The following is a 14,009-nucleotide window of genomic DNA, read 5'->3' on the forward strand; positions in this document are numbered from 1 at the left end:
TGCATCAGCTCTCTTATCAACACACAATCAACTAATCAGGACTGAATACCCTGGCTACGCAGATAGTCTTCGTAGTTACCGGTAAAGTCGATCAGCTTGCCTGGTGTCATTTCAATCACTCGGGTTGCCAAAGAACTGACGAACTCACGGTCATGGGAAACGAAGATTAGCGTGCCTTCGTACATTTCCAATGCCATGTTCAGCGCTTCAATCGATTCCATATCCAAATGGTTGGTTGGCTCATCCATTACCATGATGTTAGGGCGCTGCATCATCAGCTTACCAAACAACATCCGCCCTTTCTCACCACCAGACAAGACCTGTACTTTCTTCTTGATATCGTCCTGGCTAAACAGCAAACGACCCAGCACACTGCGCACAGCCTGCTCGTCGTCTTTTTCCTGTTTCCACTGACTCATCCAGTCAAATACCGTCAAATCGATTTCAAAGTCGCTGGCGTGATCCTGCGCATAGTAACCGATCTTACTGTTTTCAGACCATTTCACGGTACCAGAATCCGGCTCATAATCCCCAACCAAGGTTTTCAGCAAAGTAGATTTACCGATACCGTTTGGCCCAAGGATAGCCACTTTTTCACCCACTTCCAGGCGCAAATCCAGTTTTTTAAACAGCGGACCGTCATCAAAACCTTTGGTCAACAGTTCAACTTCCAGCGCATTACGGAACAGCTTTTTATCCTGATCAAAGCGGATAAACGGGTTCTGGCGGCTAGACGCTTTCACTTCATCAAGTTGAATTTTATCAATCTGACGAGCACGAGACGTCGCCTGTTTGGATTTAGAGGCGTTGGCACTAAAGCGGCTAACGAAAGATTGCAGCTCAGAAATCTGGGCCTTTTTCTTGGCGTTATCTGACAGCAGACGATCGCGAGCTTGTGTCGCCGCCGTCATGTATTCGTCATAGTTACCCGGATAAACACGCAGTTCGCCATAATCCAGATCCGCCATGTGGGTACACACCATGTTCAGGAAGTGACGGTCATGGGAAATAATGATCATGGTGCTACTACGTTCGTTCAGCACTTGCTCCAACCAGCGGATAGTATCGATATCCAAGTTGTTGGTCGGTTCGTCGAGTAATAAAATTTCCGGGTCTGAGAACAGGGCTTGCGCCAGCAATACACGCAATTTAAAGCCAGGAGCGATTTCGCTCATCAACCCATAATGTTGTTCAACCGGAATACCGACACCAAGCAGTAATTCACCGGCACGTGCTTCTGCGCTGTAACCATCCATTTCACCGTAGGCAACTTCCAGATCAGCCACTTTATAGCCGTCTGCTTCGCTCATTTCAGCCATAGCGTAGATGCGATCGCGCTCTTCTTTTACTTCCCACAGTTCGCCGTGTCCCATAATAACGGTGTCCAGCACTGTGTTGTTTTCAAAGGCGAATTGGTCCTGACGTAACTTACCCAGACGCTCATTCGGGTCAAGGAATACGTTACCGCCGCTCGGCACTAAATCACCGCCAAGGATTTTCATGAAGGTGGATTTACCACAGCCATTAGCGCCGATCAGACCATAGCGATTACCGCCACCGAATTTTACTGAAATGTTTTCAAACAGCGGCTTGCTGCCGAATTGCATGGTGATATTGTTAGTACTTAGCACAGAGCTCGCTCTCGATTGGATTACTGAATAGGGATATTCAAGAATTATAGAAAATGTGATTCGGCGCGCATTATGCCACAAGATGGCAAGAGTATCGCCTCCAGTTTTGCACGAAATCTCAGCAAGCGCTTAAATCTGGCGCTAAGTGGCGATGGCAGTAAAAACTTGATGCCCCTAAAAGGGGCTATTAGCCCCTTAAATAAATAACCTAAACCCTGGCTTATTCGTGCTGTTACTCATCAAAACATTGCAATGCGCTGTATTTATCCAGCAGGAACGGTCGCAGATAGCCAACCGTGTTAGACATCGGTAGCACCTCTTCACTGAGATGGATATTCAGGATATCGCTGAGATAACTACGCCGTTTTTGTATTCTTTGCCAAACATCAGGATACTGTGCAGCCAGCGCATTACGTAAATGCTGATCAGCCAGTGCAATACACTCCTCAGCACTCACTCCGGCATAACCTTTTACCGAAGGAATGATATCGATTTGGAATATCATCCCACTGCGAATTCTCTCTTCAGAATCGCTATAAATGGGAGAGCACAACCATTCTTCATCAGCAACTAAATGGCCGGGGTTGAGCGACCAATGATATTGTGATTTAGGGAAAACCGTATCCACTAATGCGTACATCTCTTTACCTGGCATACCAATACGAATATTTTCCAGCCAAGCGACCACAGTGGTGTAATAAGGTAGCGCGACCTTAGCAAGATAGTCTCTTTCCGCGTGCGGCAGTTCACCTGCCTGATGCACCGCATAGCCGGTTCTACTGCTCAAACCGCCTTTAAAGCCGGTGGTCAATGATATTTTATCGCCGAGTTGTACCGCTTTATCACTGGGATATAAGTTAGCCTGTTCAAATCTGATGCCGGTCGCTGCAATCATCACAACGCTATTCGGTTGGCCTTCATCTGCCAGATAACTGCCAAGTTGCTTTTCTGTTATGCCGATATCAACCGCTGCTAATGCGTTAAGAATACAATTAGACGCCAAATTAGCGCCATATTCATAGTGTGCCAATTCATTAGCATTATTAGTCACTCTGGCAGCAATATCACTGCCAATAAATAGACTGGTAGCGTTGATAATCGTTGCTACGGGTGAAGCAGACTGCTTAATCGCATCAAAAATAAAATGCGGAATATCAAATAATTGGCTGTTATCATCCAACTTGCTGGTAAACAGTTTCCATCCCACAACCCCAATCTTTTTAGCCTGCTGAATCCTGGTTGCTGCCAATAATTCAGTAAGCGTTTTATTGTTGCCCATCGGTTGATTTGGCAATGAAAAATAGGGAACATGAATTGCGGTATTTTTCACTCTGGCATGGTGAGATAGCTTTAAATTCTCGTTACCTAATAATAAATAGACCTCACCTGACACATGTAACACCATAGCCGCTTCTTCAAAACGGGGAATAAACCCCGCCAGATATTCAAAGTTCCCGCCATGCTCTTTGTCCGCATACACCAATAAATAATCGATATCGGCACGGCGCATATTACGAATAACTTTAGCTTGGCGATATTCGATGGTTTCATCGTTAATGGCTACCTTGGTAACAGCATCAAATCTTGGTGGTGTATCAATAGCGTTAAGTTTTGCCTGGCGATTAATAATCATCTTATTCATAAAAATCATTACCCTGGTTAATTTATTTACACATCTCCAGACCCGCTAGTAATGTGACGCTATAACCACTTTGCATCGCGGGTAAAGGAGATCGTTAGCCAACGATGAGGGCCGGACTCGCCAATTTCTTTGGCTATTTCATCGCGTAATTTGTCAAAATGACTGACACCGTTTGTCTCCATCTCTGGCGGAATAACCACATGAATCTCAATAAATAACCCCCGCCCCATGCGAGTGGCATAATGGGAATAATCAATAAATTTGTATTTCGCCATTAATTTATCCATCAAGCTCTCAATGGCGTTATCCAGTGTGTCCGGCGTCATCTGTAATACTTCACGGACGGCCGAAATGACCGTTTTTATTGGCACAGGTATCAAGATTAAGGTTAACAATGCTAATACAGTGGGGTCGGTATAAACTATCAAGTGCTCATAGCGGGTGCCTTCCATACACCATGAAAGCAAAAAGGCCACTAATAACGCGGAACTGATGCATGCCGACATTAGCCAACTTTTGGTATCCAGTGCGATTAGCTCAGACTTGACACGTTTATTTAAACGGCTCTGTTTTAAAAAGAGAGTAAAACAGAAGATACTGACCACTAATGCATAGACGATCGCCCACCCCAGTTCCAGCTCTCTGCCGCCATCGACAATTCCCTTGATGGCATTGACGAATGCGTAAAGACATAGAAAAGCCAGCAAGCTGCCATTGAAAGCCAGAACCAGTGGTTCAACATGCCAGAAACCGTATTGAAAGCGCCGACTATGGGGTTGACCGAGTAACCGGGAAACCAATAGCGATAAACTGCACATTCCGGCATCTAAAGCAGAGAACATACCATCGAAAATAATCGACATCGAACCGCATACGATACCAAAAACAATCCCCATAATGGCGATAAATAAAGTGCAAAAAATTGAACGCCTTAAAATCTGCTGTTCAAGCTTAGTGTCATGTAGCAAAGGTGGCGCTTGTTCACTGAGTATCGTCATGATTTAAACCCATTAGTTATTACTACCTATGCATTATTATAATCTACTTTTATTACAACCCATTGATTAAATACAATATATCTTTATTTAACGTAATACTAAAACCATACTAGAAACTAAAAATAAGACTGTGCTAATAATAGTGTGTCATATAATCGCATTTTTACCAGTAAATTACGCCGCGCTGCCCAAACATAAGTCTTAGTTAATCTCTTGTTTTTGTTAATTTAAAATATTTTATCATTTGCTATTAGGGATTTTATATCGCCAATAGATTAATTCAGCACGTCATTTTCATCCTTATCTTAAAGCCATTAGCGCCCAGAGCTTTATACTTTAAATCTAATAACAGGTTTATTTAACTTTAATAACATCTGGCTATAAACAAGATTTTTAATTAACACGGGTAAATGAGCAGAAATTGTTATTCATCAAGAAGGCTATTTCGGCATAAAGATATTATGCATGATTTAGGATAATGCCCATTATGGGGGAGATATGGCGACAAAACTGAATATTGTCTTGGTACATGGTGCATGGGCTGACGGCTCGCAGTGGCGCTATATTATCCCAGCGCTGCACACCATGGGGCACCGAGTTATTGCGATACAAAATCCGCTGACATCATTAGCTGATGATGTGGAGCGCACAATGAAGCTGACCAGTGCATTATATGGCCCTACGCTATTAGTGGGCCACTCTTATGGCGGCATGGTCATCACGCAAGTCGGGCATCTACAAAATGTGGTTGGTATGGTCTATCTCGCCGCTTTTGCCCCGGATGCAGGAGAGAGCTTATCCAGTACTTTTGCATTGCGTCAGCCTCCTGTTGGTGCCGCTTATATTCGCCCGGATGATAATGGATTCCTATGGATTGACACTAACCAGTTCCACGAAAATATGTGTCATGACATTGATGAGAATGAAGCACTGGTGATGTCTATGGTGCAAAAACCCTTAGCAGCACGTGCTTTTACTGACAAGTCTGCTCAGCCTGCCTGGCGAGTAAAACCCTGTTGGTACCAGATTTCAACACAAGACAGAATGCTACCGGTCGAAACACAACGCGATTTTGCCGCACGAATCCAAGCCCAAAAAGTGATTGAGTTGCCCTCCAGCCACGCCTCAATACTTTCTCATCCACAGCAAATAATTGCGCTGATTGCAGATGCCGCAAATGCGGTTATTAGATGATTATCACCCGCGAATAAATACCGCGCCTGCACCATACGACAGGCGAAAAAAATCCGCCCGAAAGCGGATTTTTATCAGACACAGCATGACACCGTGAAAGCAGACTCTCAAGCAATCGCTTAGAAAGTGTAACCTACGCCAGCAACCCAAGTACCAACGTCAACACTGCGGATACGGCTCTGTTCGTAAGAAACGTCCAGGGCAACATTTTGCATTGGGTTGAACTGCATACCTGCGCCGTAAGTGAAACCGTAATCGCTGGTGCTGTTTTTGTCGCTAGCAGAAGTTGGGTAGTTCTGGCTGAAACGGCCGTAACCCACACCTACCAGGCCATAAACGCTAGCCCAATCGTTTATGCGGTAAGCTGGGCCACCGGTGATAGCGTTGTATTGTGCTTTATTGTATACAGACGCGCTGTCACCGAAGCTGCTTTTTTCAGTATGAGTGAAAGAGGTGATGTAGCCCAGTTGGGAATCACTCCACTCGTAACGGTATTTCAGGTTGAAGCCTGAAGATTTGTTTGCAACACCTTGGTAATCGCTCTGGGCATAACCACCAGAAACGGTACTTTGACCAGCAAAGGCTGAACCTGCGGTCACTGCTAATACACAAGCTGCTACGGCTGAAAGACATGCAATTTTATTCATAACCACCTCGAAAGACGCAAATTTTTAGATGAAACAAAAACACCATGAAATTATAACAATAAATAGTAGGAAACTCTGCCTACATATGATTGTCTAACCATTTATTTGGTGTAACAAAGAGTTTCAAGAATCTTCCATCTTGTTAATACGCTTACGAATTTCCCATATACTACACCTTTTTGTGACTTCCATCACCAAAAGCCATTCCAGATTATTCTTAGTTTTAGCGCTTAAATAACCACCAAAAATAGCGTTAAAAAACCGCAATCCTAAAAATTTATTATTTCCTTCACTGCTTTCCGTTTCTTTTTTCACTCCGTTGGTGATTTTCAAACACTTGGCTGACATTTCATTTACACTGGCAAAGACGGTTACCTAACAATTTTCTTTGAGGCTCAAAAGGATGTCTTTGTCTCCTTCATCCAAACATTCACTCCCCTTAGTCCCTATTCTGTTGCTGGTGATTGCTATGATCTCCATCCAGAGTGGTGCATCGCTGGCGAAAAGTTTGTTTCCACTGGTTGGCGCGCAAGGAATAACCTCGCTGCGACTGGGTATTGGCACACTTATTTTATTCGTCATCTTTAAGCCATGGCGGATGCGATTCGCTGCGGGCAGCCGTTTACCGCTGCTTATTTATGGCATAGCGTTAGGCGGAATGAACTTTTTGTTTTACCTGTCACTAAAAACGGTGCCATTGGGTATTGCGGTCGCACTGGAGTTCACCGGCCCATTGGCGGTTGCCATGTTCTCTTCTCGCCGCCCGGTGGATTTTATCTGGGTAGGGTTGGCCGTTCTGGGGCTATGGTTCTTATTACCACTGGGGCATAACATTGGTACCATTGATTTATTTGGTGCGGCTTGTGCCTTAGGTGCTGGGGCCTGTTGGGCGCTCTATATTATTTCAGGGCAGAAAGCCGGCGGTGACCACGGTCCGGGGACTGTAGCAGTGGGTTCTCTGATTGCCGCGCTGGTATTTTGCCCGATTGGGGTGGCTTATAACGGCCTTGCCCTGTTTGATCCCGCGATCCTGCCCGTTGCGCTGGCAGTCGCCATTTTATCGACGGCATTACCTTACTCACTGGAAATGGTCGCACTGACTCGGCTCCCTACGCGCACATTTGGCACGTTAATGAGTCTGGAACCCGCGCTGGCGGCCATTTCAGGATTGGTATTCTTAAATGAGCATCTGACATGGGTTCAATGGTTGGCTCTTGCATCGATAATCAGTGCCTCTATCGGGGCTACTCTGACTATCAAACCCAAGCCACAACTTGATCAAGTTGCCTGAAAGGCGGTGTGAAATCATCGTGTTCCATCAGACTGGAACCTTACAGCGGCCCTCTACTGACCAGCCAATCGGTGCGGTATTGTTTAGCGGGCCATTGCAGGATCTATAATAGACAGATATGCAGCAGCGTTAGCGGCTTTCACTTAGAGCCGCATACTGATCTTTTTCTATCGGAGGTTATGCATGCAAGACTGGGATCCTGAGTTATACCGCCAATTTGAAGCCGAGCGTACCCGCCCTGCAAGTGATCTGCTCGCCCGTATCAGCACCTCCCAACCACAGCACATCAGCGACTTAGGCTGTGGGCCAGGCAACTCCACCCAATTGCTGCACCAGCGTTTTCCTCTGGCGCAACTGGTTGGGATTGATAACTCGGTGGCTATGCTGGCCAGTGCGCAACAGCGCCTACCAGAATGTGCATTTCTTGAAGCGGATATTCGCCAGTGGCAACCTTCTGAACCACAAGATCTTATTTACGCTAACGCATCGTTACAGTGGTTAACCGACCACCAGCAGCTTTTCCCCTCATTGCTCTCCAAGCTGGCTACCCACGGCATACTTGCCGTCCAAATGCCGGATAATCAGGATGAACCCAGCCATCGAGCTATGCGTGAAGTTGCAGAAAACGGCCCATGGCAGCAAACACTACTGGAGGCAGGGGCAATACGGGCGAAGGTTCTGTCCGCCAATCAATATTATGACTTACTGGCCCCCAATGCAGAGCGGGTAGATATTTGGCGCACCACCTATTACCACCCGATGCCTTCCGCGCAAGCCATCGTCGATTGGCTACGTGCCACAGGTTTGCGGCCTTTTCTTGAACCGCTCTCTGAAGCAATGCGATTGGATTTTTTGCAATACTATCTGGCAATCATTGATGTGGCTTATCCGCAACAGGCCGATGGTCGCCGTTTGTTGGCATTCCCCCGCTTGTTTATTGTTGCCCACGCTCAGTAGTCATACCGGGTATGCTGGTTGAATTTATTGACTGGCATACCTGCTGATTCGTTCCGGTACGGAACTATTCATCGCATTATATATATTACTCATGTTCGCCAAGCTATTAATTAATAACACCTTCGCCTCATCCGTGGCATTAAATATTATTGAAAGCATCCAAATGGATATTGGCCTCATAAAAACCATACAAATCACAGCAATAGTTATTTTCAATTAGCCATAAAAACCGCGATGATAATATTATTAAAAAGAAACAATAAATTACATTTACAAATAAACACCACTATCAACTATTTAATTGATAGGCCGAATCTACCCTACAAATTTAAATATCTTTGTTATACTTAATCCGGTGAAGAAATTGGTAATCAACTCAATAAAGGGATACCTATTATGAGCACAGCAAAACTGGTAAAAACAAAATCTTCCGAACTGCTCTATACCCGCAACGATGTTGAAGAACATGTCAAAGTTGACACAGTGAAAGTATTAAACCATATGGTTATTCAGTTTATTGATCTGTCTCTGATGACCAAACAGGCTCACTGGAATATGCGCGGTGCCAACTTTATCGCGGTGCATGAAATGCTGGATGGCTTCCGCACCGCCCTCACTGATCACCTGGATACCTTCGCAGAACGAGCCGTACAACTCGGTGGTGTCGCGCTCGGAACCACACAAGTCATTAATGACAAAACACCGCTGAAAAGTTATCCAACCAATATCCATAGCGTGCAAGAACATCTTAAAGCGCTGGCAGACCGCTATGCAGTAGTGGCTAATGATATACGTAAAGCAATTTCAGTCGTAGAAGATGAAGACAGTGCTGATATGTTTACTGCCGCATCTCGTGATCTGGATAAATTCCTGTGGTTTATCGAGTCAAATATTGAGTAATACTCAGTTTGATACCCAATAGATCGTAAAATGCAGGAAGACAGGCCGGGTAATGGGAATAGCCAACGCACCTGCAATTTTAACGGTTATGGGCACAGGGCCGGTCATCCGGCCCTACGCACGGAGGTCATATGGCAAGTGGATGGGCCGGCGACGGCGCAGTACAAGATCAAATTGACTCCACCATTGAAGATGCGGTGCAACGCGCCAGACAGGCACTTGGCAGTGGTGAGAGTGAGTTATATTGCCTTGAATGTGGCCAAGCTATTCCAGAAGCACGGCGTAACGTTCTGGCTGGGGTAAAATATTGCCTGAGTTGCCAGAATGAATTAGACAAACACCAAGCTAGCCATGCCGGATATAACCGCCGTGGCAGTAAAGACAGCCAACTCAGATAGCAATCTCTCCCTCATCCCCGCCTTATTGCACCATTACCGAACAAAAATCGGAGATAGTTAACAATATTGTTACATTGATGTTGATTATCGATTGTATATTATTAACTAAGGAGTTAATAATAAGTAAATAATGGATTAGTTGCACCAAAATGATATTAACGCACTATTTTGGTGAGTCATGATGGTGCAAACAGTGCCAGCTAAGTAATTGCGTGCTAATCACTTAGAATAATTTCGTTATTTTTAAATAACTTGCATTTCTGGCACGATCTTTTCATATTGCTATCTGAAATATAAAAAACGGGTCTCCATCCACAAAAGTACAAAGGAACTCCCACTTATGAAGTCACTTGTCAAAGTTTCATTGGTCGCACTTACGCTGGCCTTTGCTGTTAGTTCTCACGCCGCAGAAAAAGAATTGATCGTTGCTACTGACACCGCGTTCGTTCCTTTTGAGTTCAAACAAGGGGATAAATATGTCGGTTTCGATATCGACTTATGGGATGCCATCGCCAAGAAACTGGATTTAAAATACACCCTGAAACCTATGGATTTCAGCGGTATCATTCCAGCACTGCAAACCAAAAATGTGGATCTGGCACTAGCCGGTATCACTATCACTGATGAACGTAAAAAAGCCGTTGATTTCTCAGATGGTTACTACAACAGCGGTCTGCTGGTGATGGTAAAAGCTGACAACCAAGACATCAAAGGCGAAGCTGATCTTAAAGGCAAAGTGTTGGCAGTGAAAAGCGGCACTGGTTCTGTGGATTATGCTAAAGCCAACATCAAAACCAAAGACCTGCGCCAATTCCCGAATATCGATAACGCCTATCTGGAGTTAGGTACTGGCCGTGCTGATGCCGTTTTACATGACACGCCAAACATCCTTTACTTCATCAAAACTGCTGGCAATGGCCAGTTCAAAGCAGTGGGCGAATCTATCAAAGCTCAACAGTATGGTGTTGCATTCCCACAAGGCAGCGACCTGCGTGACAAAGTTAACGTTGCTCTGAAATCTCTGAAAGAAGACGGCACTTACGCTGCAATCTATAAAAAATGGTTCGGCGTAGAACCTAAGTAATTCATTTTGCCGTTTTTAGACCAGGAGAATATCCATGCAGTTTGAATGGAGCGCTATTTGGCCCGCCATCCCAATCCTGCTTGAAGGCGCCAAGTTAACCCTATGGATCTCGGTCCTGGGGTTGCTTGGCGGCCTGATTATTGGGGTTATAGCAGGGTTTGCCCGCGCCTATGGCGGTTGGCTGAGCAGAAATATCGCATTAGTTTTTATTGAACTGATCCGTGGCACGCCGATTGTGGTGCAGGTGATGTTTATCTACTTTGCATTGCCGATGATGATGCCGGTGCGCATCGATCCTTTCTCAGCCGCCGTTGTTACCATTATTATTAACTCAGGGGCTTACATCGCAGAAATTACCCGTGGTGCGGTGCTGTCAATCCACAATGGGTTCCGCGAGGCGGGTCTGGCTCTCGGCTTATCCAAACGCGATACCTTGCGTTACGTAATTGCCCCTTTGGCCCTGCGCCGTATGCTGCCGCCACTCGGTAACCAGTGGATTGTCAGTATTAAAGACACCTCACTGTTTATCGTGATTGGCGTTGCAGAACTGACTCGTCAGGGTCAGGAAATTATTGCCGGCAACTTCCGCGCCATGGAGATATGGAGTGCGGTGGCGGTGATCTACCTGATTATCACCTTGGCTCTGAGCTTCGTTCTGCGCCGGTTAGAAAGAAAGCTGAAAATAATATGATTGAATTCAAAAACGTCTCTAAACACTTTGGTAAAACCCAGGTGCTTCACGATATCAATCTGAATATCACCAAAGGTGAAGTGGTGGTGATTATTGGCCCTTCCGGCTCGGGTAAGTCCACCCTGCTGCGTTGTATCAATAAGCTGGAAGTCATCACCAGTGGTGAGTTGATTGTCGATGGTCTGAATGTCAATGATCCCAAAGTCGATGAGCGCCTGATTCGTCAGGAAGCTGGCATGGTGTTTCAACAGTTTTATCTGTTCCCACATCTGACAGCCTTGGAAAACGTCGCTTTTGGTCCGATTCGCGTTCGTGGTGCGTCTAAAGAGGCAGCTAACAAACTTGCTATGGCGTTGTTAACCAAGGTTGGCTTGGAAGAACGTGCCCATCATTATCCGGCGGAGCTATCGGGTGGCCAACAGCAGCGTGTGGCTATTGCCCGTGCGCTGGCGGTAAAACCCAAGTTGATGCTGTTTGATGAGCCAACCTCTGCGCTGGACCCGGAATTGCGTCACGAAGTATTGACGGTAATGAAGGATTTGGCCGAAGAAGGTATGACCATGGTTATCGTGACTCACGAAGTGGGTTTTGCCCAGAAAGTGGCATCGCGCCTTATCTTCATTGATAAAGGCCGAGTCGCTGAAGATGGCAACCCGGATAGCCTGATCTCAAATCCACCAAGTGAACGTTTACGGGAATTCCTGCAACACGTTTCCTGATGATAGGCTAACATTACCCTAGCATACCGCTGGCGGGCATCTTGATGATCCCCGCCAGATTTTTTTTGTGTTGAGTTGATAAGCCGATCATACCTGCGGCCTCAAGGATGAAGAAAAGAATACCCAAAGTCATTGGCGTTGCAGGTAGGCGGCCAGCAAACGCATCCCGATGAGCTGACTCAAGTCAGTGATTCGGGTAAGTGCGCGCAGCCAACACCCCTGCGGCCTCAAGGACGAAGAAAAGAATACCCAAAGTCATTGGCGTTGCAGGTAGGCGGCCAGCAAACGCATCCCGATGAGCTGACTCAAGTCAGTGATTCGGGTAAGTGCGCGCAGCCAACACCCCTGCGGCCTCAAGGACGAAGAAAAGAATACCCAAAGTCATTGGCGTTGCAGGTAGGCGGCCAGCAAACGCATCCCGATGAGCTGACTCAAGTCAGTGATTCGGGTAAGTGCGCGCAGCCAACACCCCTGCGGCCTCAAGGACGAAGAAAAGAATACCCAAAGTCATTGGCGTTGCAGGTAGGCGGCCAGCAAACGCATCCCGATGAGCTGACTCAAGTCAGTGATTCGGGTAAGTGCGCGCAGCCAACACCCCTGCGGCCTCAAGGACGAAGAAAAGAATACCCAAAGTCATTGGCGTTGCAGGTAGGCGGCCAGCAAACGCATCCCGATGAGCTGACTCAAGTCAGTGATTCGGGTAAGTGCGCGCAGCCAACACCCCTGCGGCCTCAAGGACGAAGGGTATTACCAACGTTCAGCTTTCCACGCCACCTGCTGCTCCGGCGTCAGGAACGTCCATGCCACAAACCGGCTGACTTTTTGCCCTTGTGCCATATCAATGGTGCGGACCTCTACGGCGTTGGCATAGCGCAGGGCATGATAGATTGCCGGTAAGGTGGTCTTTTTAGAGATTAATGAGGTGAACCAAAAGCAGTTTTGCGCCTTAGTTGCGCTCTCCGCTACCATACGGCTAACAAACCCTTCTTCGCCACCTTCACACCATAATTCGCTATTTTTCCCGCCAAAGTTTTGTACCGGTTTAGCGGCAACTTCACTTTTACCCAGTTTATGTAACTTGCGACGCGTGGTTGCTGCGGCCTCCTCAGCGGAGGCATGGAACGGCGGATTACACAGTGTGGCATCGTAACGCTCATTCACCGCCAGAATACCGTCGAAAATAGCCTGGGGATCTTTTTGCTGTTTAAGGCGCAAGGTGTTTTTCAGCGTCGGGTTCATCGACACCACCATTTTTGCAGCACTGAGGGCTTGTGGATCAATATCAGTCCCGGTAAAACGCCAGCCGTATTCCCGCTGACCAATAATCGGATAAATGCAGTTCGCACCGACACCAATATCCAACAGCGCAATATTTCTACCCTGCGGGATAACCCCTTCATTGCAACTGGCCAATAAATCGGCCAAATGGTGCACATAGTCAGCACGACCAGGGATGGGTGGGCATAAGAAATCAGCCGGAATATCCCAATATTCAATGCCGTAAAAATGTTTCAGCAATGCCCGGTTGAGCATTTTGACCGCCAGAGGATCGGCAAAATCGATAGAAATATCACCATAGGCAGTAGGTGCCAGAAAAGGAACTAACTCAGGGCAACTTACTGAAAGAGAATCAAAATCATAGCGTGAGCGATGACGATTTCGTGGATGTAATCCGCTTTTTTCTTTGGGGAATATTTTTTTGTTTTCCATCGTCTGGCTCTCTGATCGGCATTTTCTGGCGCGTAAGATAGCATAAATCGCCGCAGAGCGGGTGGTGGGTATTGCCATCAAAATAAAAGTGAATCCTATCGGTTGGATACTTCATCTGATGTCATAACCACAACTCGCTCAGAACAA

Annotated in this window: 14 protein-coding genes; 8 read left to right on the forward strand and 6 right to left on the reverse strand. The window is 46.3% G+C overall.

Going from position 1 to position 14,009, the window contains the following annotated elements:
- Positions 1-35: 35 nt before the first annotated feature.
- The 3 genes from EL015_RS13910 to EL015_RS13920 all read right to left on the reverse strand — a co-directional run bounded on the left by EL015_RS13910 (position 36) and on the right by EL015_RS13920 (position 4,271).
- A complete protein-coding gene (locus EL015_RS13910; RefSeq protein ID WP_071843536.1) occupies positions 36-1,631 on the reverse strand; it encodes an ABC-F family ATPase in 1,596 nt (531 codons plus the stop codon).
- Positions 1,632-1,863: 232 nt separating this feature from the next.
- A complete protein-coding gene (locus tag EL015_RS13915) occupies positions 1,864-3,273 on the reverse strand; it encodes a M24 family metallopeptidase (RefSeq protein WP_032906860.1) in 1,410 nt (469 codons plus the stop codon).
- Between the two features lie 59 nt (positions 3,274-3,332).
- Positions 3,333-4,271 carry a cation diffusion facilitator family transporter gene (locus tag EL015_RS13920; protein ID WP_005187537.1) on the reverse strand — a complete coding sequence of 313 codons (939 nt, stop codon included), beginning with the start codon at positions 4,269-4,271 and terminating at the stop codon, positions 3,333-3,335.
- A 498-nt stretch (positions 4,272-4,769) separates the two neighbouring features.
- Here EL015_RS13920 and EL015_RS13925 point away from each other — a divergent pair, with 498 nt between their 5' ends.
- Positions 4,770-5,465: an alpha/beta fold hydrolase gene (locus tag EL015_RS13925; protein WP_005187536.1), complete on the forward strand. Its 696-nt coding sequence runs from the start codon at positions 4,770-4,772 to the stop codon at positions 5,463-5,465.
- Positions 5,466-5,584: 119 nt separating this feature from the next.
- On the opposite strand, the gene ompX is transcribed toward EL015_RS13925, so the two are convergent.
- Positions 5,585-6,112, reverse strand: coding sequence for an outer membrane protein OmpX (gene ompX / locus EL015_RS13930; RefSeq protein WP_005187535.1), 528 nt, complete (start codon positions 6,110-6,112; stop codon positions 5,585-5,587).
- A gap of 123 nt (positions 6,113-6,235) precedes the next feature.
- Positions 6,236-6,427: a hypothetical protein gene (locus EL015_RS13935; RefSeq protein WP_164711356.1), complete on the reverse strand. Its 192-nt coding sequence runs from the start codon at positions 6,425-6,427 to the stop codon at positions 6,236-6,238.
- A gap of 88 nt (positions 6,428-6,515) precedes the next feature.
- Here EL015_RS13935 and rhtA point away from each other — a divergent pair, with 88 nt between their 5' ends.
- The 7 genes from rhtA to glnQ all read left to right on the forward strand — a co-directional run bounded on the left by rhtA (position 6,516) and on the right by glnQ (position 12,152).
- A complete protein-coding gene (rhtA, locus tag EL015_RS13940) occupies positions 6,516-7,403 on the forward strand; it encodes a threonine/homoserine exporter RhtA (protein WP_005187532.1) in 888 nt (295 codons plus the stop codon).
- Positions 7,404-7,586: 183 nt separating this feature from the next.
- Positions 7,587-8,360: a trans-aconitate 2-methyltransferase gene (tam, locus tag EL015_RS13945; RefSeq protein ID WP_005187529.1), complete on the forward strand. Its 774-nt coding sequence runs from the start codon at positions 7,587-7,589 to the stop codon at positions 8,358-8,360.
- Positions 8,361-8,756: 396 nt separating this feature from the next.
- Complete coding sequence (gene dps / locus EL015_RS13950) at positions 8,757-9,260, forward strand: DNA starvation/stationary phase protection protein Dps (RefSeq protein WP_005187524.1); 504 nt, start codon at positions 8,757-8,759, stop codon at positions 9,258-9,260.
- Between the two features lie 131 nt (positions 9,261-9,391).
- Entirely contained in the window at positions 9,392-9,658 is a 267-nt protein-coding gene (locus tag EL015_RS13955) for a DksA/TraR family C4-type zinc finger protein (protein ID WP_005187523.1), read from the forward strand.
- A gap of 340 nt (positions 9,659-9,998) precedes the next feature.
- On the forward strand, positions 9,999-10,742 hold the full coding sequence (gene glnH, locus EL015_RS13960) for a glutamine ABC transporter substrate-binding protein GlnH (protein WP_005187518.1): 744 nt from the start codon (positions 9,999-10,001) through the stop codon (positions 10,740-10,742).
- Positions 10,743-10,776: 34 nt separating this feature from the next.
- Positions 10,777-11,433 (forward strand): glutamine ABC transporter permease GlnP, encoded by a 657-nt coding sequence (gene glnP, locus EL015_RS13965; protein ID WP_004709093.1) that lies wholly within the window; start codon positions 10,777-10,779, stop codon positions 11,431-11,433.
- Positions 11,430-12,152: a glutamine ABC transporter ATP-binding protein GlnQ gene (gene glnQ / locus EL015_RS13970; RefSeq protein ID WP_032906831.1), complete on the forward strand. Its 723-nt coding sequence runs from the start codon at positions 11,430-11,432 to the stop codon at positions 12,150-12,152. Before glnP ends, glnQ begins: the two co-directional genes overlap by 4 nt.
- A gap of 747 nt (positions 12,153-12,899) precedes the next feature.
- On the opposite strand, the gene rlmF is transcribed toward glnQ, so the two are convergent.
- On the reverse strand, positions 12,900-13,862 hold the full coding sequence (gene rlmF / locus EL015_RS13975; protein WP_032907226.1) for a 23S rRNA (adenine(1618)-N(6))-methyltransferase RlmF: 963 nt from the start codon (positions 13,860-13,862) through the stop codon (positions 12,900-12,902).
- Positions 13,863-14,009: the final 147 nt, after the last annotated feature.

The organism is Yersinia intermedia (assembly GCF_900635455.1).
GTDB classification, from domain to species: Bacteria; Pseudomonadota; Gammaproteobacteria; order Enterobacterales; family Enterobacteriaceae; genus Yersinia; species Yersinia intermedia.